Source organism: Roseateles sp., from assembly GCF_019237615.1.
Lineage (GTDB): Bacteria > Pseudomonadota > Gammaproteobacteria > Burkholderiales > Burkholderiaceae_C > Pelomonas.
Window position 1 is genome coordinate 1 of the sequence record NZ_JAFAGT010000053.1, and the last position, 26,036, is coordinate 26,036.

Annotated in this window: 25 protein-coding genes; 13 read left to right on the plus strand and 12 right to left on the minus strand. The window is 71.3% G+C overall.

Annotation, left to right across the window (positions count from 1 at the left end; translation table 11 throughout):
- Window positions 1-324: transposase (locus tag JOY88_RS09620; RefSeq protein WP_293502043.1), on the plus strand; the 324-nt coding region annotated here is incomplete at its 5' end.
- A gap of 343 nt (window positions 325-667) precedes the next feature.
- Here JOY88_RS09620 and JOY88_RS09625 read toward each other — a convergent pair.
- Window positions 668-1,651: a transglycosylase SLT domain-containing protein gene (locus JOY88_RS09625; protein ID WP_293502044.1), complete on the minus strand. Its 984-nt coding sequence runs from the start codon at window positions 1,649-1,651 to the stop codon at window positions 668-670.
- 66 nt (window positions 1,652-1,717) lie between these two features.
- Between JOY88_RS09625 and JOY88_RS09630 the strand changes: the two genes are divergently transcribed.
- Both JOY88_RS09630 and JOY88_RS09635 read left to right on the plus strand, forming a co-directional pair.
- Window positions 1,718-2,299 (plus strand): TMEM175 family protein, encoded by a 582-nt coding sequence (locus JOY88_RS09630; protein WP_293502045.1) that lies wholly within the window; start codon window positions 1,718-1,720, stop codon window positions 2,297-2,299.
- Window positions 2,300-2,301: 2 nt separating this feature from the next.
- A complete protein-coding gene (locus JOY88_RS09635) occupies window positions 2,302-2,898 on the plus strand; it encodes a YdeI/OmpD-associated family protein (protein ID WP_293502046.1) in 597 nt (198 codons plus the stop codon).
- Here the strand turns inward: JOY88_RS09635 and JOY88_RS09640 are convergent.
- The 6 genes from JOY88_RS09640 to JOY88_RS09665 form a co-directional block, all read right to left on the minus strand.
- Complete coding sequence (locus tag JOY88_RS09640; RefSeq protein WP_293502047.1) at window positions 2,895-3,986, minus strand: ABC transporter ATP-binding protein; 1,092 nt, start codon at window positions 3,984-3,986, stop codon at window positions 2,895-2,897. The two genes, JOY88_RS09635 and JOY88_RS09640, sit on opposite strands and share 4 nt — an antisense overlap.
- Window positions 3,987-3,988: 2 nt before the next feature.
- Complete coding sequence (locus JOY88_RS09645) at window positions 3,989-4,798, minus strand: carbohydrate ABC transporter permease (RefSeq protein ID WP_293502048.1); 810 nt, start codon at window positions 4,796-4,798, stop codon at window positions 3,989-3,991.
- Window positions 4,795-5,661, minus strand: coding sequence for a carbohydrate ABC transporter permease (locus JOY88_RS09650; protein WP_293502049.1), 867 nt, complete (start codon window positions 5,659-5,661; stop codon window positions 4,795-4,797). Before JOY88_RS09650 ends, JOY88_RS09645 begins: the two co-directional genes overlap by 4 nt.
- A gap of 2 nt (window positions 5,662-5,663) precedes the next feature.
- On the minus strand, window positions 5,664-6,872 hold the full coding sequence (locus JOY88_RS09655) for an ABC transporter substrate-binding protein (protein WP_293502050.1): 1,209 nt from the start codon (window positions 6,870-6,872) through the stop codon (window positions 5,664-5,666).
- On the minus strand, window positions 6,869-8,971 hold the full coding sequence (locus tag JOY88_RS09660; RefSeq protein ID WP_293502051.1) for a family 20 glycosylhydrolase: 2,103 nt from the start codon (window positions 8,969-8,971) through the stop codon (window positions 6,869-6,871). Before JOY88_RS09660 ends, JOY88_RS09655 begins: the two co-directional genes overlap by 4 nt.
- 76 nt (window positions 8,972-9,047) lie before the next feature.
- Complete coding sequence (locus JOY88_RS09665; protein WP_293502052.1) at window positions 9,048-9,440, minus strand: RidA family protein; 393 nt, start codon at window positions 9,438-9,440, stop codon at window positions 9,048-9,050.
- 82 nt (window positions 9,441-9,522) lie between these two features.
- On the opposite strand from JOY88_RS09665, the gene JOY88_RS09670 reads away from it, so the two are divergent.
- Window positions 9,523-10,788: an alanine racemase gene (locus tag JOY88_RS09670; protein ID WP_293502053.1), complete on the plus strand. Its 1,266-nt coding sequence runs from the start codon at window positions 9,523-9,525 to the stop codon at window positions 10,786-10,788.
- Window positions 10,788-12,221 carry an N-acyl-D-amino-acid deacylase family protein gene (locus JOY88_RS09675; RefSeq protein ID WP_293502054.1) on the plus strand — a complete coding sequence of 478 codons (1,434 nt, stop codon included), beginning with the start codon at window positions 10,788-10,790 and terminating at the stop codon, window positions 12,219-12,221. The genes JOY88_RS09670 and JOY88_RS09675 overlap by 1 nt, the downstream gene beginning before the upstream one ends.
- Here the strand turns inward: JOY88_RS09675 and JOY88_RS09680 are convergent.
- On the minus strand, window positions 12,193-13,581 hold the full coding sequence (locus JOY88_RS09680; RefSeq protein WP_293502055.1) for a sensor histidine kinase: 1,389 nt from the start codon (window positions 13,579-13,581) through the stop codon (window positions 12,193-12,195). The two genes, JOY88_RS09675 and JOY88_RS09680, sit on opposite strands and share 29 nt — an antisense overlap.
- Window positions 13,578-14,243, minus strand: a complete 666-nt coding sequence (locus JOY88_RS09685) for a response regulator transcription factor (RefSeq protein ID WP_293502056.1) — start codon at window positions 14,241-14,243, stop codon at window positions 13,578-13,580. Before JOY88_RS09685 ends, JOY88_RS09680 begins: the two co-directional genes overlap by 4 nt.
- An 87-nt stretch (window positions 14,244-14,330) precedes the next feature.
- Between JOY88_RS09685 and JOY88_RS09690 the strand changes: the two genes are divergently transcribed.
- Window positions 14,331-15,029, plus strand: coding sequence for a chitinase (locus JOY88_RS09690; RefSeq protein WP_293502057.1), 699 nt, complete (start codon window positions 14,331-14,333; stop codon window positions 15,027-15,029).
- Window positions 15,030-15,048: 19 nt separating this feature from the next.
- Window positions 15,049-17,913: a TonB-dependent receptor gene (locus JOY88_RS09695; RefSeq protein ID WP_293502058.1), complete on the plus strand. Its 2,865-nt coding sequence runs from the start codon at window positions 15,049-15,051 to the stop codon at window positions 17,911-17,913.
- A 116-nt stretch (window positions 17,914-18,029) separates the two neighbouring features.
- Here JOY88_RS09695 and JOY88_RS09700 read toward each other — a convergent pair whose 3' ends face one another.
- Window positions 18,030-19,220, minus strand: coding sequence for a GGDEF domain-containing protein (locus tag JOY88_RS09700; protein WP_293502059.1), 1,191 nt, complete (start codon window positions 19,218-19,220; stop codon window positions 18,030-18,032).
- A gap of 186 nt (window positions 19,221-19,406) precedes the next feature.
- Here JOY88_RS09700 and JOY88_RS09705 point away from each other — a divergent pair, with 186 nt between their 5' ends.
- Genes JOY88_RS09705 through JOY88_RS09720 form a run of 4 tightly spaced genes read left to right on the plus strand, consistent with a single transcriptional unit; the run spans window position 19,407 to window position 23,742 of the window.
- Entirely contained in the window at window positions 19,407-20,519 is a 1,113-nt protein-coding gene (locus JOY88_RS09705; protein WP_293502060.1) for a lactonase family protein, read from the plus strand.
- A gap of 9 nt (window positions 20,520-20,528) precedes the next feature.
- On the plus strand, window positions 20,529-20,996 hold the full coding sequence (locus JOY88_RS09710) for a CreA family protein (RefSeq protein ID WP_293502061.1): 468 nt from the start codon (window positions 20,529-20,531) through the stop codon (window positions 20,994-20,996).
- The gene (locus JOY88_RS09715; protein ID WP_293502062.1) at window positions 20,993-22,150 is read left to right on the plus strand and encodes a GGDEF domain-containing protein; all 1,158 of its coding nucleotides are present in this window, start codon (window positions 20,993-20,995) and stop codon (window positions 22,148-22,150) included. Before JOY88_RS09710 ends, JOY88_RS09715 begins: the two co-directional genes overlap by 4 nt.
- Entirely contained in the window at window positions 22,147-23,742 is a 1,596-nt protein-coding gene (locus JOY88_RS09720) for an acyl-CoA dehydrogenase family protein (RefSeq protein WP_293502063.1), read from the plus strand. The genes JOY88_RS09715 and JOY88_RS09720 overlap by 4 nt, the downstream gene beginning before the upstream one ends.
- On the opposite strand, the gene JOY88_RS09725 is transcribed toward JOY88_RS09720, so the two are convergent.
- A complete protein-coding gene (locus tag JOY88_RS09725; protein ID WP_293502064.1) occupies window positions 23,739-24,521 on the minus strand; it encodes a substrate-binding periplasmic protein in 783 nt (260 codons plus the stop codon). The two genes, JOY88_RS09720 and JOY88_RS09725, sit on opposite strands and share 4 nt — an antisense overlap.
- 118 nt (window positions 24,522-24,639) lie before the next feature.
- Between JOY88_RS09725 and JOY88_RS09730 the strand changes: the two genes are divergently transcribed.
- Entirely contained in the window at window positions 24,640-24,825 is a 186-nt protein-coding gene (locus JOY88_RS09730; RefSeq protein WP_293502065.1) for a hypothetical protein, read from the plus strand.
- Here JOY88_RS09730 and JOY88_RS09735 read toward each other — a convergent pair.
- The gene (locus JOY88_RS09735; RefSeq protein ID WP_293502066.1) at window positions 24,819-25,466 is read right to left on the minus strand and encodes a response regulator; all 648 of its coding nucleotides are present in this window, start codon (window positions 25,464-25,466) and stop codon (window positions 24,819-24,821) included. The two genes, JOY88_RS09730 and JOY88_RS09735, sit on opposite strands and share 7 nt — an antisense overlap.
- Window positions 25,467-25,653: 187 nt before the next feature.
- On the opposite strand from JOY88_RS09735, the gene JOY88_RS09740 reads away from it, so the two are divergent.
- On the plus strand, window positions 25,654-25,983 hold the full coding sequence (locus tag JOY88_RS09740) for a BON domain-containing protein (RefSeq protein WP_293502067.1): 330 nt from the start codon (window positions 25,654-25,656) through the stop codon (window positions 25,981-25,983).
- Window positions 25,984-26,036: the final 53 nt, after the last annotated feature.

Here is a 26,036-nt window from a genome sequence, read left to right on the forward strand (position 1 = left end):
CGCAAGCCCGGCGATGACGACACAGCGCCACCGGACAAGCACCAGCGCAAGGCAGGTGACTCCGAGCCGGTGGCGCAGTGGCGGGCGCGCATGGCCGGCGACGCGGCCAAGGCCGTGTACAGGCAGCGCGCGGCCACGGCCGAGTGCGTCAACGCGCTGGCGCGCAACCGGGGGCTGCAGCGCATGCCCGTGCGCGGGCTGGGCAAGGTGCGCGCGGCGGCCTATCTATGGGCGCTGGCGCACAACCTGCTGCGCCTGGTCACGATCGCGCCGCAGATGCTGCTGGGCAGAGGTGCGTCCGAAATGGCCGCGGCGGCGGCATAAGAGGCGTCCGAGGCGCACTTCGCGCCCCGAAGGCCCGCGGGGCGGCCCCTGTAGGCCCTGCGCCGACCCCGATCACCCGAATCCGCCAGCACATCGCGGGCAACTGCATCCCATGGCTCGCCGGCCACTCGGCTAACGGCAATCAAATGCTTCTCAGGCTCTGAGGCTGGGGCTGAAGATCAATTTCTCGGCCGCGACGCGTTGGACAAGGGTTTCTGGCGGGCGCTGGCCGGACTGCAATCCGAGCGCACGGCCGCCATCGCGCCGGCGGCGCGGCGCTATCCACTGAAGAACAGCGTGGACTTGCGCCGGTGCGCGAGATCACCGAGCGGCGCGTCGAAAGTCAGCGCGACTGAATCACTTGCATCGCGGCGCGCACCCGCAGCAGCATCGGCGAGGCCGCCGTCACGCTGGCGTCGAAGGGATGCAGGCGCTGACCGCCCGTGGCGGCCATGATCTTGCGCACGTACATCCGCGTCTCCGCATAGGGCGGCACGCCCAGATAGTGGTCCACCGCCTTCTCGCCGGCGTTGTAGCCGGCCAGGGCCAGCATCACGTCGCCCTCGAAGTAGGCCAGCAGCCAGCGCAGATAGGCCATGCCGGCACGGATGTTCTGCGCCGGGTCGCGCAGCTTGGTGGCCTTGAAGCGCAGCGCAGTGTCAGGCAGCAGCTGCATCAGCCCCTGGGCCTTCTTGGGCGATTCGGCCAGCGGGTCGAAGTTGGACTCGGTCGCCATCACGGCCAGCACCAGGGCCGGCGCGAGCTGATACTCGGGCGCGATCAGCTTCACGTAGTTGACGATGGCCGGCGGCGCCTGCGGCGGCAGGGGCAACATGGCCCACAGCGAGGTCGACGCGCGCGGCCCGCCCCCCCGCGCATCGGCGGCCACGGGCGGGTCGGTTTCCGGCGGGCGCAGGCAGGGCGGCGGGTCACCCAGCGGCGTGCCGCCCATGCGATCCAGCATGTTCTGCGCCTGCTGCATGCCCTGCTCGGCGGCGGCGGCGAACATATGGGCAGCCTCGGCATCGTTGCGCTGGATGCCGCGCGCATTGGTCAGCATCCAGCCCAGGCTGTACTGGGCCTCGGCATCGCCGTAGCGCGATGCGCGGCAGTAGAGCCGGGCCGCCTCGACCTCGTCGCGCTTCACGCCGTCGCCATACTCCAGCGCCTTGGCCTCAAGGCGCCAGCGCTCAACCTGCGCCGGCACCACCGGGCCACGCTCGCCGGGCGGCATGGTGGGGCGGGGCAGTTGCTCCAGCGTCAGCGACGGCACCTGGGCGATGGCCGCCGAACCGGCACACAACAGGGGCAGCAGCAGGCGTCGCAAGGGTCAGTCCGGAGGGAGACGTCGGTGACAGGAAGTCTAGACTGCCCCAAACAACTTCCACTCCCCATGAACAAGTCCCGGCTCGAAGCTTTCAGCGATGGCGTGATCGCCATCATCATCACCATCATGGTGCTGGAGATGAAAGTCCCCCACGGCAGCGACTGGGAGGCGGTGAAGCCGCTGTGGCCGGTGCTGCTGTCCTACGTGCTGAGCTTCATCTACGTGGGCATCTACTGGAACAACCACCACCATCTGCTGCATGCGGTGCACAAGATCAACGGCAGCGTGCTGTGGCCCAACCTGCACCTGCTGTTCTGGCTGTCGCTGCTGCCGTTCGCCACGGGCTGGATGGGCGAGAACCATTTCGCGCCGCTGCCCGTGGCCGTCTACGGCGGCATCCTCGTCATGGCCGCGCTGGCCTGGGCGCTGCTGCAGCGCACGCTGACCTGCATCCCTGGCAACAACACCGCCCTTGCCCGGGCGCTGGGCAAGGACTGGAAGGGCAAGCTGTCGCCGGTCGTCTACACCGCGTCCATCGTGCTGGCCTTCGTGCACGTGGGCCTGTCGCTGGCCGGCTACGCCCTCGTCGCGCTGTTGTGGCTGATCCCGGATCGGCGCATCGAAAAACACCTCAACCCCGCGGAGTGACCATGCCCACGCTCGACCCGCGCATCGACGCCTACCTGGCCGGCGTGCCGACGTTCGCGCTGCCCATCCTCGAGCGGCTGCGCGAGGACGTGCACGCCGCCTGCCCTGAGGTCGTCGAGACCATCAAGTGGAGCCGGCCCCACTTCATGCTGGACGGCAAGCTGCTGTGCGGCATGTCGGCCTTCAAGGCGCATTGCGCTTTCAGCTTCTGGGAGCGCGAGGGCGCGGGCGAAGGCAAGGGCGGCGCGATGGGCGACTTCGGCCGCATCGCAAGCCTGGCCGACCTGCCGCCACGCACCGAGCTGCGCCGGCAGGTCAAGGCCGCCGCCGCGCTGTTGCGGGCGGGCGCGCCGCGGGCGCAGAAGCCCGGCCGCGAACCGCGCGCCCGGCTGGAGATGCCCGCCGACTTCGCCGCGGCCCTCGCCAAGGTCGAGGCCGCCGAGCGGCACTACGACGCATTCCCGCCCAGCAAACAGCGCGACTATCTGGAATGGGTGCTGGAGGCCAAGCGCGAGGACACGCGCGCCAAGCGCATTACCCAGGCCGTGGAATGGCTGGCCGAGGGCAAGTCGCGCAACTGGAAGTACGAGAACTGCTAAAGGCGCTCGCCCGTCTCTGCGTCGAACACCAGCAGCGCGGATTCCGGCAGCCGCAGCGTCACCACGTCTCCCGGCTGCAGCGCCGGCCAGCCTGCGCAGCGCCAATGCAGGCGCTGCTCGCCCAGCTGCAGCTGCACTAGGCTGTCCACGCCAGTGGGCTCCACCAGCAGCACCGGTGCCTGCAGAGACAGGCCGGCCCCCCCCTCCCCCAGCGACTCCGCCCGCCAGCCCAGCAGCAGCGGCCGGCCCAGCAGGCGCTCGCGGCGCGGCAGCGTCTCGGGCCGCCAGCCCAGGGCGCCCGCGCCCTGCAGCGTCAGTGTGAACTCGCCCTCGGGCTCCAGCCGCGCCGGCAGCAGGTTCAGCGCCGGGCTGGACAGGAACTGCGCGACGAAGAGGTTGGCCGGCTGTTGGTAGACCTGCTGTGGCGTGCCGACCTGCTGCAGCCGGCCCGCCTTCAGCACCGCAATGCGCTGGCCCAGCGTCATCGCCTCGGTCTGGTCGTGCGTCACGTAGATGGCGCTGCGGCCCACGCGCTGGTGCAGCAGCTTGATCTCGCCGCGCATCTCGGCGCGCAGCTGGGCGTCGAGGTTGGACAACGGCTCGTCGAACAGGAACAGCCGCGGCTGGCGTGCCAGCGCCCGCCCCATGGCCACGCGCTGGCGCTGGCCGCCGGAGAGCTGGGCCGGGCGGCGCTGCAGCAGCGCCTGCAGCTGCAGCATGCGCGCCACCTCCTGCACGCGGGCGTCGCGCCGCGCGCGCGGCCAGCCCTGCATCTCCAGGCCGAAGCCGATGTTCTCGGCGACGCTCATGTGCGGATACAAGGCGTAGTTCTGGAACACCATTGCGATGTCGCGCTCGCGCGGGCTCAGGCCCTCGATGCGCCGGCCGTCCAAGTGGATCTCGCCCGCGTCCTGCGCCTGCAGGCCGGCCACCACGCCCAGCAGCGACGACTTGCCGCAGCCCGAGGGGCCCACGAGGATGAGCATCTCGCCCGGATCCAGCGACAGGCTCACGTCGTCCAGGATGGTCTGGCGCCCCACGCGCCGCGTGAGGCCGTCAATGCGCAACCCCGTTGCTTCTTCAGTCATCTCTAACCCTTGACGGCGCCCGCCACCAGGCCCCGCGTGAAATGCCGCCCGGCCAGCAGGTAGACCAGCAGCGTCGGCGCCGCCGCCAGCAGCGCCGCGGCCATCTCCAGGGGATAGGCACGCGCGCCGGTCTCGGTCTGGGCGCTGAGCTGGGCCAGCGCCGCGGTGATGGGCCGCGCGTCCTCGGGCCCGAAGACCAGTCCGAACAGGTACTCGTTCCAGATCGTCGTGAACTGCAGGATGAGCACGACGACGAAGATGGGCCGGGACAGCGGCAGCACCACGCGCCACAGCAGCCGCCAGAAGCCCGCGCCGTCCAGCCGCGCGGCCTGCAGCAGCTCGTCCGGGAAGGAGAGGAAGTGGTTGCGAAAAAACAGCGCCAGCGGCAGGCTGTAGATGACGTGGATGGCGATCAGCAGGCCCAGCGAGCGGTCCAGCCCGAGGCGCGCCATCGTGATGGCTAGCGGCAGCAGGTAGACCTTGATGGGCAGGAAGAAGGCCAGCACCAGCAACAGCCCCACCCAGCGTTCGCCGCGGAAGCGGTACTTGCACAGCACAAAGCCATTGACGGCCGCGAGCAGAGCCGACAGGAGCACGGCCGGCAGCGCCAGCATCAGGCTGATGCCGAAGCTGCCCGACAGCCTGGCCCACGCTTCACGCCAGGCCGCGAAACCGGGCTCGCGCGGCAGCGCCAGGAAGCCCAGCTGCGCCTCGGCCGTACCCTTGAGGCTGTTCATCAGCATCAGGAGCAGCGGCAGGGCGATGACCACCACGGCCAACGCCGCCAGCAGATAGAGCGAGGTCCGCTTCATGCCGCGGACCTCCGGCGCGAGCGCACCACCGCATAGGGCAGCGCGACGGACAGCACCATCATCACCAGCACCATCGCGCTGGCCGCGCCCAGGCCCAGGCGGCTGCGCTCGAAGGCCATCTGGAACATGTAGAACGCCGGCAGCTCGCTGGACTGGCCCGGGCCGCCCTCGGTCAACACGACGACCAGGTCGAAGGTCTTGATCGCGGCTGGCAGCAGCACCAGCAGCGCCGAGGCGAGGCTGGGCCCCAGCTGCGGCAGGATGACGCGACGCAGCAGCTTCCAGCCCCGGGCGCCATCCAGCCGCGCGGCCTGCAGCATGGACTCGTCGATGCCGCGCAGGCCCGCCAGGAACAGGGCCATGACGAAGCCGCTGATCTGCCACACGGCGGCCACCACCAGCGCGTAGACGGCCATGTCCTCCTGCGCCAGCCAGTCCCAGCGGAAGCCCGTCCAGCCCCAGCCGCGCACGGCCTCGGCGAGGCCTTGCTCGGGGTCCATCAGCCAGCGCCAGGCGCTGCCGGTGACGACCATGGACAGCGCCATCGGGTGCAGCCACACCCAGCGCAGCAGGCCCTCGCCGCGCAGCTGCTGGTCCAGCAGCAGTGCCAGGCCCAGGCCGATCAGCAGCGGCAGCACGACCAGCCCCAAGCCGAAGCGCAGCAGGTTCCACAGCGCGGCCTGCCAACGCGGGTCCAGCAGCAGGCGCTCGTACTGCTGCAGGCCGACGAACTCGGAGCTCGGCAGCAGGTTGGAGCGCGTCAGCGACAGCCAGCCCGTCCACAGCAGGAAGCCGTAGAAGAACACGGCGCCGATCAGCAGCAGCGGGATCAGGCAGGCCAGCGCGGTGCGTCTTTCGCTCACGATCAGTCCCTCTGCCTCAAGGCCTGCGCCAGCCGCGTCTGCGCCTGCGCCGCCGTCATGCGCTCGCTGGCCCAGTAGGCCGACAGCGCGTCCTTGAGGCCGCCATAGGCGCTCTCGCCCAGGCGTGCACTCAGGGCCAACACCAGTTCGCCGCGCGCCTCGCCGGCACGGAAGTCCGCCGCCGAGCGCTGGGCACAGGCGTTGAATCCGGACAGGTCCGCGTCGCGCCGCACCGGGATGCCGCCCTTGAGCCGCGCCAGCTGCGCCGAGGTCTCGGGCTGCAGCAGCAGGCCGGCCAGGCGCTGCTGGGCGCCCAGCCGCGCTGGCTGGGCGAAGAACACCAGCCGGTCGAACTCGAAGTAATGCAGGCCGCCGTTGCCGGGTGCCGCCGTGCAGTCGTAGTCCACGCCGGGCTGCCAGCCAGCCTTCCGGAACTCGCCGTTGGCCCAGTCGCCGGTGAACTGGAACACGGCGCGCCCTTGCAGCAGCAGCGCGGTCGCACCGGCCCAGTCGCGGCTGACCTGGCCGGCGTCGGTGTAGCTCTTGAGCGAGCGGAACTCCTGCAGCAGCGCGGCCATGCGCTCGCCAGCCAACAGGGCCGGGTCGGCCTGCACGACGGCACGCTCGAAAAAGTCCCGCCCCGCGCGGCCCAACACGACGGCGACGAACAGGCTGAGCTTCTGCCCCGCCGAACTGCCCATGGCCAGCGGCAGCAGGCCTGCGCCGCGCAGCCGAGCGGCGGTGCGGTGAAATTCGTCCCAGTCCTGCGGCACGGCCAGGCCATGGGCACGCAGCAGGCGCAGGTTGCTCCACAGCGTGTTGAGGCGGTGCACGTTCAGCGGCACGGCGGCCGGCTTGCCCGCATGCCGCAGCTCGGCCGCCACCGCATGCGGCAGCGCGGCGAACTGCACGTTGACCGCACCGCCAAGGTCGGCAAGCGGCACGGCCTCGGCCCAGATGCGCAGCGGCTTGTCGGTCTGCGCCAGCGTAGGCGGGTGGCCGGACAGGAAGCGGGCCTTCAGCAGCGTGTTGGCGTTGGACGCGCCAGCCACGGCCGTCGCCTTCAGGTCCACGCCGCCGCGGCGGGCGGCGGCGGCCAGCTCGCCGACCATGGCGGCCTCGCTGCCCGAGGTCCAGGCATGCAGCAGCTCCAGGTCGGCGGCCCGCGCGCCGCCGACCAGCAGCAGCGCGATGACGGCGAGGCGCCTCATGCCAGCGCGTCCAGGCGGTGCTGCAGCGGCTGCACGAGGGCGGGCAGCATCTCGTCGACGAGAGCGGCGGCGTCGTGCAGCCGCTGCTGCGCGTTGGCCGGCACGCGGCCCGCCCACAGGGCCAGGCCCAGCTCGAACAGGTCGGCCAGCACGTCCAGCAGCGGCAGGACCGGCACCAGTCGCGGCGCGGCGGACAGCAAGGCGCGCCATGCCGGCAGCCGGTCACGCGCCTCGCCCAGTGCGGACTGCCAGGCCGCCGCGTCGTCCCGCAGGGCCGGTATCAGCGGGCTCTGCGCCGGCAGCGCGTCGGCCAGGCGGTCCAGCGCTTCGCCCTGGTGGTAGGTCTGGGCGCTCTTCTTCGCGTGCTGGCGCGCATAGCCGGAGCCTGGCTCCAGCCACTGAGCCAGCGCACGCAGATTCGCGCGCTCGGCGGCATCGGGGCAGAGCCGTGCGAACAGCGGTGCCGCGGGGTCGGCGGGCACGCGGCCGGTGACCATGAGCCAGCGCTGCGCGGCGGCCAGGCGCTGGTCGAGCTGCCGTTCGTCGGCCGGGTCGCTCCACAGCCGCTCGGCCACGGCCAGGGCCCGCGGCCAGCAGCGCAGAGCCAGCTGCGGCGCCTCGACCAGCTCGGCCCACAGCGCGGCCTCGCCACCCAGCATGGGCGTGGGCCGGGCAGGCTCCTCGGCCGGCCAGGCCGGCGCGCCGGCCCGCAGCGGCAGCCAGTCGCAAGGCTGGCGCAGCGCCCCCAGACGCAGCCAGCCGCGGCCGCTCCTGTCGGGCCCCCAGAGCTCCAGCTCGCCCAGGTCGCTGTCGACCTGCAGCCGCCACACGCCTTGACCGGCAACGACGCGCGGCGCCAGCCATTCGTCCAGCGTGCCCGTGCTGCGCAGGTGCAGCCTGGCCGCGCCGCTGCCCAGCCACAGCCGGCCCTCGACCTGCCAGGCCCCGACCCTCGCCTGCAGCGACCAGGCCTCGGCGCCCTCGGCCGGCGCCGCGGGCCGCGTGGGCGGTCGCATGCTGCGGCGCCAGTGATAGGCGGCAGGATGGATCTGGTCCAGGTAGAAGCCCGCGCTGCGCAGCCGGCCGGCGAGGCCAGGCGGCGCCAGGCGCAAGGCCTCGTCGCCGCGCCAGCACTGCAGCAGGCTGCCCGGCGGCAGCGCGCTTGACTGGCCCATCTCGTCCCAGGCCACCAGGCGCCGGTCATGGCGGCGCAGCAGCTCACCGATGCGGGCGAGGTAAGCCGCCTGCAGCTCGGCCAGGCTGCCACCGCGCTGCTCGGCGAGCGCGGCCCAGGCGGCGGGCGCGAGCTCGTCGCCGCCCAGGTGGAGGAAGGGGTCGGGGAAGACCTCGGCCCACTCGGAGAACAGGCCGTCGAGGAAGGCATACAGCGCCTCGCTGTCGGGGTTCACCGCTGCTCCGAACACACCGAAGGCGGGCTGCACCTCGGTCGGCGCCGGCGCGCACAGCAGTTCGGGACACGCCAGGCCCAGCGCCCAGCAATGGCCGGGCAGGTCCAGCTCGGGCACGACGCGGATGCCGCGCGCAGCGGCCTCGGCCACCAACCGCCGCGCCTGATCCAGCGTGTAGAAGAAGCCGCCGCTCGCGCGTTCGTGCAGCGCCGGGAAGCGCCGCGACTCCAGCCGCCATGCCTGATCGTCCGTCAGGTGCCAGTGGAACACGTTGAGCCGCGCGGCGGCCATACCGTCCAGCAGGCCCAGCATCGCGTCGAAGGGCAGCGGCCGCCGCGCCACGTCCACCAGCAGGCCGCGCCACGGGTGGCGCGGCGCGTCGTCGATCTGCAGCGCCGGCAGCTCCCGCAGGCCGGCCTCGCGCGCCGCATGCCACAGCTGCGACAGCGCCTGCAGGCCATGGCTCACGCCGGCCGGCGTCTCGGCCTGCAAGCTCATGGACCCGGCCGTCAGGTGCAGGCGGAAGGACTCGTCGTCGCCCAGCTGCGGCAGGCGCGGCGCCAGGCGGGGCAGCGCCAGCCACTCCCGGCCCTCGGACTCGTCGCGCGGCACCGCCGGCCCGCGGCCGGGCAGCGGGGTCAGGGACTGCGGCTGGGGCAACAGGGCGGCGGCGATCTCGTCCAACGACATGCGGCCATCATCTGCCCGCCCAGCTTGGAGCCACCTCAAGCAAATCTGAAGATTGCCTCAAGACAGGGCAACCCCCTTACCCCAGCGGCCGGTATGCCACCGCGTCGATCTCCACCTTGGCCGGGATCATCAGCCGCGACTCCACCGTCGAGCGCGCCGGCCTGGCCACTGGGAAGAAGCCCATGTAGACGCGGTTGAAGGCGCCGAAGTCGCGGGCGTCCTCCAGCCAGACGGTGGTCTTGCAGACGTCGGCCAGCGTTGCGCCGGCCAGCGCCAGCGCGGCCTCCAGGTTGGCGAAGACCTGGCGCGTCTGCGCCTCTATGCCGCCGTCGACGACATGGCCTTGCGCGTCCACCGGCACCTGGCCAGAGACGTAGACGAAGTCGCCGGCGCGCACGGCGGGCGACAGGGGGCGGGGCTGGCGATCGCTGGCCGCGGGCTCGGCGCCGAGGAAGGTCAGTGCAGTCATGCGCGGCAGTCTGGTGGCGCGCCAAGCCTTGTGCAAGAGCACCCTTTAGACGCTCTTCAGACAGCGGCGCGATGATGACGCCATGGAACAAGATGACACGCCGCGACCGGACTGGCTGGGTCCCTGGCTGAAAGGCTTTCCCGCGCGGCAGCCGCCGCTGCCGCTGGCCGACGTCGCGCAGCGCGGCTGGACGCTCGCCGAGCTGCCCACGCCGCTGGCCGTCGTGCGGCGGCAGGCTCTGGCGCACAACATCGCGTGGATGCAGGACTTTGCCGCGGCACGCGGCGTGCAGTTGGCGCCGCATGGCAAGACGACGATGAGCCCGCAGCTTTTCCGCCGCCAGCTCGATGCCGGCGCCTGGGGCCTGACCTTCGCCAACGTGCACCAGCTGCGCCTGGGCCTGGCCGCGGGCGCGAAGCGGGCGCTGATCGCCAACCAGCTGATCAGCGCGGACGAACTGGCCGAGCTACTGGACCTGAGACGTCGCCACCCGGGCCTGGAGCTGGCCTTCTTCGTCGACTCGCAGGCGCAGCTGGACCTGCTGGCCGCCCACTGGGCGCGGCTGGGTGCGGGTGAAGCCCGCGTGGACGTACTGATCGAGCTGGGCAGCTCGCGCTGCGGCCTGCGCGAGCATGGGCAGGCGCTGGCGCTGGCGCGCGCGCTGAGAACCCACCCGGCATTGCGACTGCGCGGCATCGGCTTCTACGAGGGGTTGCAGGTGGCCGGCGAGACCGGGCCCGATACCGCGCTGATGAGGCAATGGCAGGCGCGCATCGAGGCGCTTCTCGCCGACATCGAGTCCGAAGGACTTGCCGAGGTCCAGCCGCTGTGGCTCAGCGGCGGCGGCTCGGCGCTGTTCGACCTGGTGGCCCCCGTCATCGCCGGCAAGCCGGGCCGCCTGGGCCTGCTGCGCTCGGGCTGCTACGTTTGTCATGACCATGCGCACTACGGCCGCTACATGCGGGTCATGGATGCACGCATGGGTGCGCCGCAGCCCAGCCTGCAGCCGGCACTTGAGGTCTGGACCCAGGTGCTCTCCTGCCCCGAACCGGGCCTGGCGCTGCTGAATGCCGGCCGGCGCGACGTCTCCTTCGACCAGGGCTGGCCGGTGCCGGTCTGGCATCTGCGCGGTGGCACTCGGGCGCCGGCGAGCTGGCAGGTGACGGGGCTGAACGACCAGCATGCCTATTTGCGCTGGGACCCGGCCGAGACCGACGGACCGGCCGTGGGCGAGCGCGTGGCGCTCGGGCCGTCGCATCCCTGCACGACTTTCGACAAGTGGGCGTGGATGGCTGTCGTGGACGAGGACGACCGCGTCGTCGACGCCATCACGACGCATTTCAGCTGATGCTGCTCCTGCACGGCGCGCTGATCGTCGACGGCAGCGGCGCGGAGGGCTGGATCGGGGACCTGCTCATGGCCGGCGGACGGATCGCGGCACTCGGCCCCGCGCTGCAGGTCGACGCCGCCGTGCCGCGCCGCGACTGCACCGGCCTGGTGCTGGCGCCCGGCTTCATCGACGCGCACAGCCATGACGATGCAGCGCTGATCACAACGCCTGCGATGACGCCCAAGCTCAGCCAGGGCGTAACCACCGTCGTGACCGGCAACTGCGGCATCTCTCTGGCGCCACTGGTGACGCCCGACCCGCCGGCGCCGCTGAACCTGCTGGCGCGCGAGCAGTTCCGGCACGCCGGCTTCGCGGACTGGCGCGACGCCGTGAACGCAGCCCGGCCGGCCGTGAACGCGGTAGGCCTGGTAGGCCACACCGCGCTGCGGCTGCGCTGCATGGACGAGCTGAACCGCCCGGCTTCCGCAGCCGAGCGCGACGCCATGGGCGAGCTGCTGGACGAGGCCATGCGGCAGGGTGCCGCGGGCCTGTCCTCCGGCACCTTCTACGCCCCCGCCACCGCCGCCGACCCCGCCGAGCTGCTGGCCCTCGCCCGCGTCGCGGCGCGACACGGCGGCGTCTACGCGGTGCACCTGCGCAACGAGATGGCCCAGGTGCTGGACGCCATTGCCGAAGCCGCTGACTGCGCGCACGAGGCCGGCCTGCCGCTGGTCATCTCCCATCACAAATGCGCCGGCCGCGCGCAGTGGGGGCGCAGCCTGCAGACGCTGGCCCTCATCGAGCGACTGGGCCAGCGGCAGGCGCTGGGGCTGGATGTCTACCCCTACCTGGCCGGCTCCACGGTGCTGCGCGAGGACCTGGCCGATGGCCTGACGCCCATACGCCTGACCTGGAGCGAGGCCCACCCGGAGCTGGCCGGCCGCTGGCTGGCCGACATCGCCCGCGACTGGGGCGTCAGCGAGCCCGCGGCCGTCGCGCGGCTGCAGCCGGGCGGGGCCTGCTATTTCCAGATGCACGATGACGACGTCGACCGCATCCTGACCCACCCGCTGGCCATGATCGGCTCCGACGGACTGCCGCACGACCGCTTCCCGCACCCGCGACTTTGGGGCGCATTCCCGCGCGTATGGGCGCACTACGGCCGCGAGCGCGGGCTGCTGACACTGGAACAGGCTGTGCACAAGATGACGGGCCTGACGGCGCAACGCTTCGGGCTGCCGGACCGCGGCGTGCTGCGCGAGGGCGCGGCGGCGGACCTGGTGCTGTTCGACGCCCTGTGCTTCGGCGATCGCGCGGACTACGGCGAACCTTGCGCGCCCGCTGCGGGGCTGACGGCCGTGTGGGTGAATGGCGAACTGGCGCTGGACAACGGCCGGGCGCTGGCCCGCGCAGGCCGCGTGCTCACGCGGCAGGCTCGCGCGGGAAGCTGACCTTCACCGTCAGCCCACGGCCGCCGGGTCCGTCCAGGAGCTCCACGCGCGCGCCGTGCTGGGCCGCCGCGCGCTCGACGATGGTCAGGCCCAGGCCGCTGCCGTGGTAGTCCTGCTGGCCCGCCAGGCGCACGAAGCGCTCGAAGACGCGCTGGCGCAGTTCGGGCGGGATGCCGGGGCCGGCGTCGCTGACCGTCAGCACGACGGCGTCGTCTGCCTCAACCAGCACGACGCTGACCTGGCCGCCGGCGGGCGAGTACTTGATCGCGTTGTCGACGAGGTTGTCCACCAGGCTGCACAGCGACTCGCGGTTCAGCCAAAGCGTCAGCTGCTCGGGCGCCACCAGTTCCAGCTCGATGCGCCGCTTCACGGCCAGGCCGCCGCCCAGCGCGATGCGCTCGCGCACCAGGTCGACGAGGTCGTGGCGGGCCTTGCTGAGGTCCAGCGTGTCGGCGCCCGAGCGGGCCAGGGCAAGCAGCTGGTGCACCGTATGGGTGGCGCGCCGCACACCCAGGCGCAGGCGCTCGCGTGACTCTTCGCGGGCGCGCTGGTCAGCCTGGTCCAGGCCCTCGGCGCCGAGCTGGATGACGGCCAGGGGCGTCTTCAGCTCGTGCGCGGCATCGGCAAGGAACTCATGCTCGCGATCCAGCCGCTGCTGCAGCCGAGCCATCAGCGAGTTGACGGCGTTGACCAGAGGCGCCAGCTCCACGTAGCGCGTGGCCGACAGCGGCGTCAGGTCGTGCGCGGAGCGGGCCGAGATCTGTGCGCCTATGCGCTTGAGCGGCGCGAAGCCGAGGCGGAACAGCAGCCACAGCGGCAGCGCCAGCAGCGGCAGGCCGTACAGCAGCGGCCGCGCGTAATAGCTCAGGCCGGCGAGGCTGAAGTGCCAGTCGCCGGGCCGCTCCTGCCAGCGGCGCACGACCAGCTCACGCGCGTCGTCGCGTACCTCGGTGTAGAGCCAGCGCTCGTCCTCGCCCGGCGCGGACTCCTGCGGCAGCACGCGGTCGCGGCCGCGCAGGTCGGGCAGCTGCTCGGCCAGCACGACATCGCGCCTGAGCACCTGCAGCAGCCGGAAGGGCGTGCGGTGACCCTTGAGCCGCCACTCGCGCGCGCGCATGCCCTCCAGCGCCAGCAGCGCCTGGTCAAGCCGGGTGGCGTCGGCATGGGTGTCGCGGGCGCGCTCCAGCGCCAGTTCGGCCCACAGCCGGTTCTCGGCCTGGCCGTTCCTGACCTGCAACACGCGGATGTCGATGAGCTCGCGCGCGACGAGGAAGAGCCAGCACAGGAACAGCACCGCGAACACGGCGCCCAGGCTGCGCCGGAACAGCGAGCGCGGCGCCGACGCCACCAGGTCGGTCACGCTTCGCGCTCGACCAGATAGCCCACGCCGCGCACCGTGCGGATGTAGCCCTCGCCGATCTTGCGGCGCAGGTTGGAGATGTGCACGTCCAGGCTGCGGCCGTCCATCTGGCAGGGCGCACGGTTCTCCAGCTGGCGGCGCGTGACGACGCGGTCTGGCAGCTTGATGAGGGTGAGCAGGATGGTGAACTCGGTGCGCGACAGCGGCACTCGCTCGGGGCCGCGGCGCACCTCCATGCGCGGCTCGTCCAACACCAGGTCGCGCAGCTGCCATTCAGCGGGCTGGTCGGCGGCGTCTTCACCCTGCGTGCGACGCACCACGGCGCGCAGCCGCGCCAGCAGCTCGGAGCCGGCGAAGGGCTTGACGAGGTAGTCGTCGGCACCGCCGTCCAGGCCGTCCAGCCGGTCCTCGATGGCGTCGCGTGCCGTGATGACCAGCAGCGGCAGCTTGCGGTGGTTGCGGCGCAGCGCGCGCAGCAGCTCCATGCCGTCGCCGTCGGGCAGGCCCAGGTCCATGACGACCGCGTCAAAGCCGCCCTCGGCGATCCACAGCCGCGCGTCGGCGATGCGGCGCAGCCACATCACCTCGTGGTCGGCGTTCTGCAGCAGCGCCTGCAGCGAACGGCCCAGTTCCAGATCGTCTTCGAGCAGACAGATTCGCATGGCACGGATTCTGGGGCCGGCCGCGTTAAGACGGCCTTAACAAGCCATTGAAGCAGCGCATAGGCACCCCGTCGGACAGTCGCGGCCATGATCCGAGTCATCGTCTCCCTGTGCCTGCTGCTGCCTCTGCTGTTGCCCTCGGCCGCGGTGGCCGGTTCGCCCTTCCTGCCCAGCCGCGCGCAGTTCGACGCGCTGTTTCCCGAGCGCATTGCCTTCTACAGCTACGAGGGCTTCGTCGAGGCGGTACGCCAGACGCCCGGCTTCGCCGACTGGGGCGACGAGGTCGGACGCCGCCAGGAGATGGCAGCCTTCCTGGGCCAGATTGCGCACGAGTCCGATGAGCTGCGCGCCCAGCGCGAGTACAAGCGCGAGAACTGGGACAAGTACTGCCGCGACGACGCCCGCCTGCCCTGCGCGCCGGGGCGGCAATACTACGGTCGCGGCCCCATACAGCTGAGCTGGAACTACCAGTACAAGGCCGCGGGCGACTTCCTCGGCATCGACCTCTGGAGCGACCCCGACCGCGTCGCACGCGACTCCACCGTCGCCTGGCGCACGGCCCTCTGGTACTGGATGACGCAGCCCGGCGAATCCGAGCAGCCCGCCCATGCGGCGCTGCGCGGTGGCGCCGGCTTCGGCGCCACGACGCGGGCCATCAACGGCCCGCTGGAGTGCGACAAGCCCGCCGACCCCGACGCCAGGCGCAAGAACGCGCGCCGTGCCGAGTTCTACAGACACGCCAGCCAGCTGTTTGGCGTCCCCCTACTGCACCCACTGGGGTGCTAACTACAACGGAGACAAGCGCATGAAAAACCAGAACACCCTCCCACCCAAGCGCCGGGCCATCGCCGCGGCCGCGCTGCTGGCGCTGGGCTTGCCCGCGCAAGCCCAGCAGGCCGCGCCGGACGGGAACGACAACAAGCTGGACACCGTCGTCGTCACCGGCATACGCGCCAGCATGCAGAAGGCGCTGGAGGCCAAGCGCAACGCTGACGCCATCGTCGACGTCATCACCGCCGAGGACGTGGGCAAGTTCCCGGCTACCAACGTCGCCGAGGCCATCACCACCATCCCCGGCGTGACCATAGACAAGGCCTTCGGCCAGGGCGAGAAGGTCTCCATCCTGGGCACCGACCCGGCGCTGAACCGCACGTTGCTGAACGGCCAGGCCGTGGCCTCGGGCGACTGGTTCTTTTCCGAGCAGCAGGGCCGCACCTTCAACTACACGCTGCTGGCGCCGCAGATCGTCAGCAAGGTCGAGGTCTACAAGTCGCCCGAGGCCTGGCTGGACGAAGGCTCCATCGGCGGCACGGTCAACATCTCCACGCGCAAGCCGCTGGAGCTGAAGGGGCTGACGCTGGCCGCCTCGGTGAGCTACCTCTACAACGACCGCACGAAAAGCGGCAAGCCGACGCTGTCAGGCATGTTCGGCTGGAAGAACGAGGCCAACAGCTTCGGCGTGCTGATGTCGGTGCAGCGTGCCGAGGAGCAGATCCGCCGCGACGGCGTCGAGTCCTACGGCACGGTGTTCGGCCGTGACTACATCAACGGCAAGGGCGGCTCGCCCAACTCCGTCACGACCACCACCACCGACTGGTCGCAGAACCCGCCCGCCACGATGCCGCCGAGCTGCGTCGGCGCCTGCAAGACCACGCTGCTGGCCAATCCGAACGCCATCGCGCCCAACTCCATCAGCGCCCACTACTTCGACCAGACGCGCAAGCGCGACACGCTGTCGCTGGCACTGCAGGCCCGCCCGCTCAAGGAGATGGACGTCGAGTTCAACCTGCTCAAGGTCAAGGCCAACTACGACAACCTGACGCACTCCATGTTCGCCTTCAACGGCAACCCCTGGAATTCGCTGAATGCGCTGACGGGGCTGACAGTCGACGGCGGCGTCATCACCCAGGCCTCCTTCCGCAACGGCCTGACGGTCTACGACTTGATCAACCGCCGCGCCAAGGTCGACACCGACTCCTACGACCTCAAGCTGGGCTGGAAGGAGGACCGCTGGTCCGCCTCGGTTCATGCCGGCTACTCCAAGGCCGCCGGCGGCACCGACCGCCAGGTCTTCGGCGAGTTCCTCGGCAAGGCCAACTACAGCTACGACCTGAGCGGTCCCGTGCCCCAACTGGTCTTCGGCGGCTACCAGACCGCCCCCATCAGCGACATCGCCTCGCACATGGCACCGGCCAAACCGGGCAGCCCGCTGAGCGACCCGAACGGCTTCCGCCTGGACGGCGGCGGCCCGGCCGGCGGCTGGCACACCAACCCGCCCAGCGCCACCAACTGGAGCGCAGGCTGGGGCGGCAACATCGTCGCCAAGCCGACGCGCGACCAGGAGCGCTTCTTCCAGACCGACTTCGCCGTCAAGTTCGACGCGCCCGTCTACCAGGTGCGTTGGGGTTTCAAGCACCGCGAGCACGAGACCGGGCAGACCATGGCCGGGGTTTCTCTGGCCTCGATCAAGGGCTATGGCGACCTGAGTGCGGCGCAGTTCAGCCCGAAGTCGGTGCCGGGCAACTACCTGTCCGGCTTCGGCAACGTCGGCGACCTGAGCAAGCGCTTCATGATCGACGGCTGGGCACTGGCCGACTACATCAACAGCGGCAAGTGGCTGGCGCCATGGCAGACCATGCCCACGCCCAGCACCTTCAGCGACCCGTCCTACGCCTCCAACACCTGGACGGTGAAGGAAAGCATCGACGCCGGCTATGTGCAGGGTGACTTCAGCCATGACAAGCTGCGCGGCAACCTCGGCCTGCGCGTGGTGCAGACCAGCTCCGACAGCATAGGCTGGACCTGCCTGGCCAATGTCAGCCCCTGCCCGGCCGACAAGTACGGCCCGACCAGCGTCAAGAAGTCCTACACCAACGCGTTGCCCAACCTGAACCTGACCTATGACCTGAGCGACACGCTGGTGCTGCGCGGCTCGGTGGCCAAGGTCATGTCGCGCCCCAACTACGGCGACATGTCCAGCTATCTGTGGATAGGCGACGCGACGCTGACCGGCGGCGGCGGCAACCCCAACCTCGCCCCCTACAAGTCCACCAACCTGGACTTCTCGGCCGAGTGGTATTTCGCGAAGAACGCCATCCTGGCCGGCACTGTCTTCCACAAGCGGGTCAACGACTATGTACTGGTGACGACGCAGAAGGAGATCCATTACAACCAGAACCAGCAGAAGGACACCGAGTACGACGTCTCGCGGCCCAACAACGCCGGCAGCGCCACCATCCAGGGCGCGTCGCTGGCCTTCCAGGCCAACGTCGGCTGGGGCCTGGGCCTGCTGACCAACTACACCTATGCCGACGCCAAGGCCGCGGCCGGCTCCCGCCTGCCGTTCAACTCCAAGCACCAGATCACGTTCAGCCCTTACTTCGAGAACGACCGCTGGAGCGCGCGCACAACGTACTCATGGCGGTCCAAGTACTACACCCAGGCCGACCGCGGCAACTTCCTCGTCACCGACGGCCAGAAGTCGCTGGACGCCAGCATCAACCTCAAGCTGACGGGCCAGCTGACGCTGGGCCTGGACGGCATGAACCTGCTGGACAGCGAATACCGCTCCTACGCCGACGTGCCGGGCGTGGCCAACACCGAGAAGCTGACCCGCGGCATCTACCGTACGGGCCGGCGCTACATGGCCTCGCTGCGCTACACCTACTGATGTCGACGGCCGCCCGTTGATCTCTCCTCGTGGTGGCAGTCTCCTGCCTCCTGTTGGGCGGCCCGTGCGGGCCGCCCTTTTTTGCTGGGCGCCCGCCGTGCCAGCGCGCCCCGGGTCTAGCCGACGACCGACTGCAGCGTCGAGTTGCGCAACCAGTCGTCGGCCACGACGACGCGGTTGCGGCCCTTCTGCTTGGCCTGGTAGAGGGCCTTGTCGGCCAGGTGCATCAGCGTCTCCGGCGTGTCGCCGCGCGCCGCCTCGGCGACGCCGGCAGACAGCGTCACGCGCAGCGGCTGGCCACCGTCGCCACGCAACTCCAGCGCCTCGACGGCCAGGCGAACCTGCTCGGCCAGATGCCGGGCGCCGACCGCGCCGGTGGCCGGCAGCACCAGGCCGAACTCCTCGCCGCCCAGGCGGCCGAACACGTCCGAGCCGCGCAGCCGCGCCCGCGCGCAGGCCGCGACGGCCTTCAGCACCTGGTCGCCCATGGCATGGCCATGGCGATCGTTGACGCGCTTGAAATGGTCCAGGTCCAGCATGACGAAACCGACCGGCTGCCCCTCGCGCCGGCCGCGTTCCATCGCATGGGCCAGCAGCGACACCGTCGTGCTGTGGTTCATGGCGCCGGTCAGCCCGTCGACGCTGGCCAGCTTGCGCATCTGGCTGGCCATGCGCTCGAAATGAGCCAGCACGAAGGCAAAGCCCGCCGCCAGCACGGCGAGGAAGGCCAGCAGGAAGACGTCGCGGCTGCCGTCCTGCCAGGCCGCGGCCTCGGCCGGCGGCGCGCCCAGCCAGCGGGCGGCCAGGCCCGCGCGCAGCCACAGCAGGAGACTGGCCAGCAGCAGCAGCAGCGCGACGGCACGGAAGCTCAACTCGCCACGCCAGCCCAGGCGCATCGCGGCGAGGGTGGCCGGCAGCAGCAGCACGCCCATCGCCACCGACATCGCGCCGGCGCGCACCGGCGTCGGCACGTCCAGCACGGCCGGCACCACCAGGGCCGCGGCCAGCAGCAGCCCATGGTGCCAGACCGGTGGCTCGCGGTTCAGAAGATGGCGCGACACCGCCGCAGCCAGCGCGGCCAGCCCCGCCATCAGCAGCCAGTTGCCGCCCAGCAGCACCAGCCAGCCAGGCAGCCAGGGTCGCAGGCCGAACAGCGCGAAGCCGAGGCAGAAGGCCAGGCCGGCCAAGCTCAGGCGCCTGAGCTCGCTGCGGCCCAGCGCGCCGCAGCCGGCCATCCAGAGCTGCAGCGTCAGCAAGCCGAAGCCGGCCGCCAGCATCAGCACCAGAGTGGGCACGTGTAGCGTCATGCGCGACAGGCAGCTTGTCGTAGTCGAGTCCTGGTGCAGTGTAGGCAGGCCCCACGGCACGTGGCGCCAGGGTCTGCGCCGATGGCGGGCCTCGGCGCGCACGGCTTCAATGCCGGGGCGATCGCCGCCCCGATCCCAGCCGCCATGGCCTGCCCTTTGGACCCGCATGCCGCCCTCGCCTCCCACATGAAACGCCGCCACCTGCTGAGCCTGCCTGTCGCCGCCCTGATGCCCGCCGCTGCCGCCACGACCTCGCCACGCTTCCTGCATGTAGGCAGTTATGCCCCGCTGGGCCAGGGCCTCTACAGCTTTGGCATCGCACCGGACGGCGGCCTGACGTCGCTGGGCCTGACGGCCAATGCCCACAGCCCCAGCTGGCTGGTTGCCCAGGGCCGGCGCGTCTACGCCGCCGAGGAGGGCGCCGACCAGGTGGCCGTCTACGCCCAGGACGAGGCCGGCGGCCTGCAACTGCAGCAGCGCCTGGCAAGCGGCGGCCAGGGACCCGTCCACCTCGCGCTGGGCGCCGGACGCGCCTGGGTGGCCCACTACGGCGACGCCCGCTTCGCCGCGCTGCCGCTGGGGGCCGATGGCCGGCTGGGCCCGGCCGAGAGCTGGACCGCCTGCTCCGGCGCCGACTGCCGCCCCGGACCCGTGCGGGCGCAATACGGCCCGTCCGGCAGCAATGCCATCAGCGGCCACGACGCGCCGCATGCCCACATGGTCCAGCCCAGCGTCGACGGCCGCTGGCTGCTGGGCACCGACCTGGGCCGCGACCGCCTGCTCGTCTGGCCGCTGACGCCCGGCACGCCGCAGGGCCCGGCGCTGGAACTGGCCCTGAGCCCTGGCTCGGGCCCACGACACTTCGTCTGCCACGCCGACGACCCGCGCTGGGTCTATGTGCTGCAGGAGGAGTCGTCCACGCTGTCCACCGTCGAGCTCACGCCCGCCGGGCCGCTCCTGCGCGGCGAGATTTCCGTGCTGCCGGCCGGCTTCGCCGGCACCAGCTACGCGTCCGACCTGCTGCTCGCATCCGGAGGCCGGCATCTCTACGCGCTGAACCGCCTGCACGACAGCCTGGCAGTGCTGTCCCTGGCCCGGCCCGCCGCGCCGCGCCTGCTGGACCACCACTGGGTGCATGGCAGCTACCCGCGCAGCGCCTGCCGCGCCGGCCCCCACCTCTATGTCTGCAACCAGCGCAGCGACCAGCTCAGCCACTTCGACCTGAGCCGCCCCGAGCGCCCGCGCTTCACAGGGCGGCAGACCGCCGTTCCAGCCCCCGCCAGCGCCTGTTCGCTCTAGACTGGGCTGATGAAGCACGCTGCCCTCGTCCTGCTGCTCGCCGCCAGCGCGCTGGCCCGGGCCGAGCCCATAGGCTCGGTCGACACCGCCTTCAAGCTCATCGGCCCCGATCACAAGATCGTCGTGGACGCCTATGACGACCCCAAGGTGAGCGGCGTCGCCTGCTATGTGTCGCGCGCCAAGACCGGCGGCATCAAGGGTGCCATCGGCCTGGCCGAGGACAAGTCCGAGGCTTCCATCGCCTGCCGTCAGGTCGGGCCCATCGCGATAGCGCAGCCGCTGCCGCGCCAGGAGGAGGTCTTCAACGAGCGCATCTCCCTGGTTTTCAAGCGGCTGCGCATCGTCCGCATGGTGGACGTGCAGCGCAACACGCTGGTCTACCTGACCTACTCCGACCGCCTCATCGACGGCTCGCCGCAGAACAGCGTGACCGCCGTGCCGGTGCCGCGCGAGACCGCCATCCCGGTCAAAAAATGAGTTTCACGGAAGCCCTGTTCGCGCTGATGCCCATGCAGGCGCTGGCCGCGGCGCTGGTGCTCGTCACCCTGATTGGCTGGCGCGGCGCGAACGCCGGCGGGCGCTGGGCCCAGGTCGGCATGGTGGCCGTGGCCCTGGGCCTGGCTCTGGCAAGCCCGGCGCTGAGCGGACACCCCACCGCGCTGCACGGCCTGCACAGCGCGGGCGTGGCGGCCCTGAGCGTCGGGCTGTCGGCGCTGTGGTGGGCCCTGGGCCTGTGGCTGACGCCTCGGCCCGGACGCTGGGCGATGGCGGCAGCGCCGCTGCTGCTGGGCATCGGCCATGCGCTGCTGCAGGGCGACCAGGAAGGCGCGCAGACGCTGATCGACCTCATCCTCGGCGCCCAGCTCGCCTGGCTGGGCGTGGCGCTGACCCTGCCCAGCCGCAACACCTTGCTGCAAGGCCTGAACAGCCGACGCTGGCGCCTGCTGGGCCTGGCCGCCGTGCTGCCGCTGCTGGCCGCCATGCTGTGCCGCGCCATCAGCACTCAACTGGGCGAGGCAGCGGCCTGGCCCCAGCTGCTGCTGGGCCTGGCCGGCCAGCTCGCGCTGCTGCTGACCCTGCCCATGCTGCTGCTGGCGTGGCGCGGCCAGATCGAGGCCGAGCTCGCCAGCCTGACCCACACCGACAGCCTGACCGGCCTGACCGACGGCGACGCCTTCGTCAGGCGCTCGGTGGAACTGATCTCCATGGCGCGCCGCTACGACGAGCCGCTGGCCCTCGTCGTGCTGAACCTCGACGACTTCGAGACGCTGCAGGCCGAACGCGAGCTGGACTTCGCCGGCCACGCGCTGGCGCTGTTCGCCAGCTGTGTGCAGGCCCAGATGCGGCTGGGCGACCTGGCCGGGCGCCTGGCCGACGACTGCTTCGGCGTGCTGATGGCGCGCAGCCTGCCCGAAGGCCCTCAGGCCCTGGACCAGCGCCTGCGCGCCGCGCTGGCCGAGCGCGCACCTGCGGAGCTGGGCGTCAAGCTGTCGTTCAGCGCCGGCTGGGCCCGGCTGCGCCCGGGCGACCGCGGCCTGGCCGACATGCAGCGCCGTGCCGAGACAGCGCTCTACGAGGCGCAGCGCGCCGGCCGTGGCCAGCTGAGAGCCGAACCGGGAGTCGCAGATTGAACGCCGCGCCGGACAACCTCGTCGACGACTGGGTGGGGCACAACCTGCTGAGCAGCGACCCGGCCCTGCTCGCCGCGCTGCGCAAGGCCGCGCCCCAGGCCGTCGAGCCCCTGACGCGCTACGGGGCCGAGCTCGGCAGCGCCGAGACCGCCCAGCTCGCGCGCGACGCCAACCGCAGCGGCCCGGTGCTGCGCCAGCTCGACGCCCGCGGCCGGCGCGTCGACCTCGTCGACTTCCACCCGGCCTGGCATGCGCTGCTGGCCATGTACCGCCGCCAGGGACTGGTGGCCGACGTGTTCGCCAGCGACACGCCGGGCCGCTGGGCCGCGTTCGCGGCCGGCTGCTACCTGCACGGCCAGGTGGAGGCCGGCTCGCTGTGCCCGGCGACGATGACACAGGCCGCCATTCCTGTGCTGGCGAAGCAGCCCGAGCTGTTCGCGCCGCTGCGCGACAAGCTCTTCAGCCGCGAGCATGACCCGCTGGACCGCCCCATGACGGAGAAGCCGTCCCTCTGGGTGGGCATGGGTATGACCGAGAAACAAGGTGGTTCCGACCTGCGCCGCGTGGCGACCGAAGCCGTCGAGCAGGCGGACGGCAGCTACGCCATCAGCGGCCACAAATGGTTCTTCTCGGCGCCCACGAGCGACGCCCATCTGGTGCTCGCGCGCACCGGGGCCGGCCCGACCTGCTTCTGGCTGCCGCGCTACACGCCCGACGGTGCGCGCAACACCATCCAGGTGCTTCGACTGAAGGACAAGCTCGGCAACCGCAGCAATGCCAGCAGCGAGGTCGAGTTCCATGGCGCCTGGGCACGGCGCCTGGGCGACGAGGGCCGCGGCATCCCGACGCTGATCGAGATGGCCGGCTACACGCGCCTGAACTGCGTCATCGGCAGCGCGGCGCTGCTGCGCGCCGGCCTCGTGCAGGCCTTGCACAACGCGCGCGAGCGCCAGGCCTTCGGCCGGGTCCTCGCAGAACAGCCGCTGATGCAGACCGTGCTGGCCGACCTGGCCCTTGAGAGCGAGGCCGCGATGCGTCTGATGCTGCGCCTGGCCCAGGGCTTCGAGCAGGGCGAGCCGGCCTGGCAGCGGCTGATGACGCCGGCCGCCAAGCTGTGGGTCTGCAAGCGCGCCGTCGAGTGCAGCGGCGAAGCCATGGAGCTGCTCGGCGGCAATGGCTACGTGGAGGACGGCGTGCTCGCGCGGCTGTACCGCGAGGCACCGGTCAACTCCATCTGGGAGGGTTCGGGCAACGTGATGGCGCTGGACGTGCTGCGTGCCGTGGCCCGCGAGCCCGATGTGGCGCTGGCGCTGCTCGACGAGTTCGACGCCAGCGTGGACGCCCCGGTGCGGGCCGAGGCCCAGGCGCTGCGCCGCCTGCTGACCGGCGACCCCGCCGCGCTGGAGGCCCGGGCCCGCCGCGTCGCCCAAGGCCTGGTGCTGTGCGCCCAGGGCTTGCTGATGCGCGAGCAGTCGTCCACCGCCGCTGCCGATGCCTTCGTCGCGACGCGCTTCGGCGGCGACGGCCGCCTGGTCGGCACGCAGGCAGTGCCGGGCGCGGCGGCCCTGCTGGACGCGGCACTCGCAAGCTAGGGTGCCGGGTCACCCAGGTACTTGTTGAGGACGCGCGCCAGCGTGCCATCCCTCTCCATGGCCGCGCTGACCTCGCGATAGCGCTGCACCAGCGCCGCATCGACGGAGCGCTTGCTGAGCATGATCTGCACAGGCTCATGCGGCACGGCGACGGGTGTCGCCACGACGCGCCCCACCAGACCGAGCTCGCGCAGCTCCCAGCGCGCAGTCGTCTCGCTGGCGATCACGCCATCGATGCGGCCGATGTCCAGCATCTGCCACAGACTGCGGCGCGCCGAGACCTGGGTCAGCGCGGCACGGAAGGCCTCGTTGCCGAGCAGCTCCGCATAGTCGGGGCCGTAGACGACGCCGATCTGCACGCCCAGCTTCAGGCCGGGTCGCCAGGCCTCCTGCAGACGCGTCGCGGCGCCGAACTCGTTCTCCCGGCCGGCGCGCACGAAGAGCCGGTTGGACAGGGCGATGTGCTGCGGCACCCAATGGGCATAGGACTCGCGCTCGGGCCGGCGCAAGGCGCCGGGCAACATGTCGAGGCGGCCGGCCTGCAGCTCTACGAGGGCGCGCGCCCAGGGCAGCTCGACCCAGACCGCCCGGCAGCCCAGACGCTGCAACGCCTGCTCGATCAGATCGACCTGCAGGCCGACGACGTGGCCGGCCGCGTCGCGCATCGTGTACGGCGGGTCGGGGTTCCAGCGCACCCGCAGCTCGCAGGCTTGCAACGGCAGGACGGTGAACGCCAGACAGGCCAGGCCCAGGCGCAGCAGTGAGCGGAGTGTAGACACCCCCGCATTCTGGGCGAGACGCGCGCTTGTCGGCGCTCTCCGACACGCCGCAGCGTTACAAGCCGATATCTGGCAACAGGGGCCGACGCCAAGCTGTCGCTCACAACCGGAGCCGCCCATGATTCCCGACGCCCCGCCGCAAGACCCCATGGCCGAAACCCGCCCGCGCCCCGTCTGGTCGCTGCTGACGCGCTTGTGGTCGCCCGCCGCGGCCGCGGGCGAGGCCGAACTGGGCTATGAATCCGCCCTGCCCTGGACGCTGGGCGAACCCGCCCCGACGGACGGCAACGAGACCCGCTACTGAATCAGCCCGTTCTTCAGGGCGTAATAGGTCAGGTCGCTGTTGGTCTGCAGCTTGAGCTTCTCCAGCACGCGCGTGCGGTAGGTGCTGACGGTCTTCACGCTCAGGAACAGCGCTTCGGCGATATGCCCCACGGTCTCGCCCTTGGCCAGGCGCAGGAAGACCTGGAACTCGCGCTCTGACAGCGCCTCATGCAGCGGCTTGTCGGCCGCCGCCGCGCCCGGGCCGCCAGCGACGCTGTCCGCCAGCTGCTCGGCCACGGCCGGGCTGATGTAGCGCCGGCCACGCGACACGAGGCGGATGGCGTTGGCGATCTCCTCGGGATCGCATTCCTTGTTCAGGTAGCCGCTAGCGCCCTGGCGCAACAGCGTCGTCGCGTAATGCGCCTCGGGAAAGCCGCTGAGGATGAGCACTGGCAGCTCGGGGAAGCGCGCCTTGATGGCCGCCAGCGCGTCCACGCCGCTCTGGTCTGGCATGGAGATGTCCAGCAGCAGCACGTCGACCTCGCCGCCGCGCGCCATCTCGAGGGCATCGTGGCCGCTGGAGCCTTCGCCGGTGACACGCAGGTCGACGTGGTCGGACAGGTACTGGCGCAGGCCGGTGCGCACGATGGCGTGGTCGTCGACGATGCCGATTCGGATCATGGTGGTAACAGGGTGCGGGACTGCCGCCAGCGTAGCAGTCCGGCGCGCCGGCCGCGAGAGCTCCCGTCCTACAGCGGCGCCGGCCAAGTCCGACAGGGGGCTGCGCCGAGGGACTATGCCCGCAGGTCTGGCCGGGCGCGATAGTGACTCCAGCGACTCCCGGAGTCGCCCACCACAGGAGATTCCAATGCTCAACAAATCCATCCTGACCCTCGCCTGTGCCGCTGCCCTGGCGGCCACACTGGCCGCCACCAGCGGCTGCGCCGTCACCCGCAGCCAGGAAACCGTGGGCGCCTATGTCGACGACACGGCGCTGACCACGCGCGTCAAGGCCAAGTTCGCCGCCGACCCCACCGTCAGCGCCATGGCCATCAGCGTCGAGACGCTGAAGGGCACGGTGCAGCTGTCCGGCTTCGCGAAGTCCTATGAGGAGAAGTCCATCGCCGAGAAGCTGGCCCGCGAGACTTCGGGCGTCGTGGCCGTGCGCAACGACATCGCCGTGCGACAAGGCTCCTAGGAGAAGTCCTACAGCGTGATGCGTTGCCGGCACCACCGGCCCGAGGCCGAAGC

What these genes read in the sequence shown, in the direction of transcription:
- JOY88_RS09715 (WP_293502062.1), top strand. Translation starts at nt 20,993, where the DNA reads ATGAGTTTCACGGAAGCCCTGTTCGCGCTGATGCCCATGCAGGCGCTG.
- JOY88_RS09740 (WP_293502067.1), top strand. Translation starts at nt 25,654, where the DNA reads ATGCTCAACAAATCCATCCTGACCCTCGCCTGTGCCGCTGCCCTGGCG.
- JOY88_RS09655 (WP_293502050.1), bottom strand. Translation starts at nt 6,872, where the DNA reads ATGAGGCGCCTCGCCGTCATCGCGCTGCTGCTGGTCGGCGGCGCGCGG.
- JOY88_RS09665 (WP_293502052.1), bottom strand. Translation starts at nt 9,440, where the DNA reads ATGACTGCACTGACCTTCCTCGGCGCCGAGCCCGCGGCCAGCGATCGC.
- JOY88_RS09700 (WP_293502059.1), bottom strand. Translation starts at nt 19,220, where the DNA reads ATGACGCTACACGTGCCCACTCTGGTGCTGATGCTGGCGGCCGGCTTC.
- JOY88_RS09630 (WP_293502045.1), top strand. Translation starts at nt 1,718, where the DNA reads ATGAACAAGTCCCGGCTCGAAGCTTTCAGCGATGGCGTGATCGCCATC.
- JOY88_RS09730 (WP_293502065.1), top strand. Translation starts at nt 24,640, where the DNA reads ATGATTCCCGACGCCCCGCCGCAAGACCCCATGGCCGAAACCCGCCCG.
- JOY88_RS09645 (WP_293502048.1), bottom strand. Translation starts at nt 4,798, where the DNA reads ATGAAGCGGACCTCGCTCTATCTGCTGGCGGCGTTGGCCGTGGTGGTC.
- JOY88_RS09695 (WP_293502058.1), top strand. Translation starts at nt 15,049, where the DNA reads ATGAAAAACCAGAACACCCTCCCACCCAAGCGCCGGGCCATCGCCGCG.
- JOY88_RS09690 (WP_293502057.1), top strand. Translation starts at nt 14,331, where the DNA reads ATGATCCGAGTCATCGTCTCCCTGTGCCTGCTGCTGCCTCTGCTGTTG.
- JOY88_RS09660 (WP_293502051.1), bottom strand. Translation starts at nt 8,971, where the DNA reads ATGTCGTTGGACGAGATCGCCGCCGCCCTGTTGCCCCAGCCGCAGTCC.
- JOY88_RS09685 (WP_293502056.1), bottom strand. Translation starts at nt 14,243, where the DNA reads ATGCGAATCTGTCTGCTCGAAGACGATCTGGAACTGGGCCGTTCGCTG.
- JOY88_RS09705 (WP_293502060.1), top strand. Translation starts at nt 19,407, where the DNA reads ATGAAACGCCGCCACCTGCTGAGCCTGCCTGTCGCCGCCCTGATGCCC.
- JOY88_RS09675 (WP_293502054.1), top strand. Translation starts at nt 10,788, where the DNA reads ATGCTGCTCCTGCACGGCGCGCTGATCGTCGACGGCAGCGGCGCGGAG.
- JOY88_RS09640 (WP_293502047.1), bottom strand. Translation starts at nt 3,986, where the DNA reads ATGACTGAAGAAGCAACGGGGTTGCGCATTGACGGCCTCACGCGGCGC.
- JOY88_RS09735 (WP_293502066.1), bottom strand. Translation starts at nt 25,466, where the DNA reads ATGATCCGAATCGGCATCGTCGACGACCACGCCATCGTGCGCACCGGC.
- JOY88_RS09670 (WP_293502053.1), top strand. Translation starts at nt 9,523, where the DNA reads ATGGAACAAGATGACACGCCGCGACCGGACTGGCTGGGTCCCTGGCTG.
- JOY88_RS09635 (WP_293502046.1), top strand. Translation starts at nt 2,302, where the DNA reads ATGCCCACGCTCGACCCGCGCATCGACGCCTACCTGGCCGGCGTGCCG.
- JOY88_RS09710 (WP_293502061.1), top strand. Translation starts at nt 20,529, where the DNA reads ATGAAGCACGCTGCCCTCGTCCTGCTGCTCGCCGCCAGCGCGCTGGCC.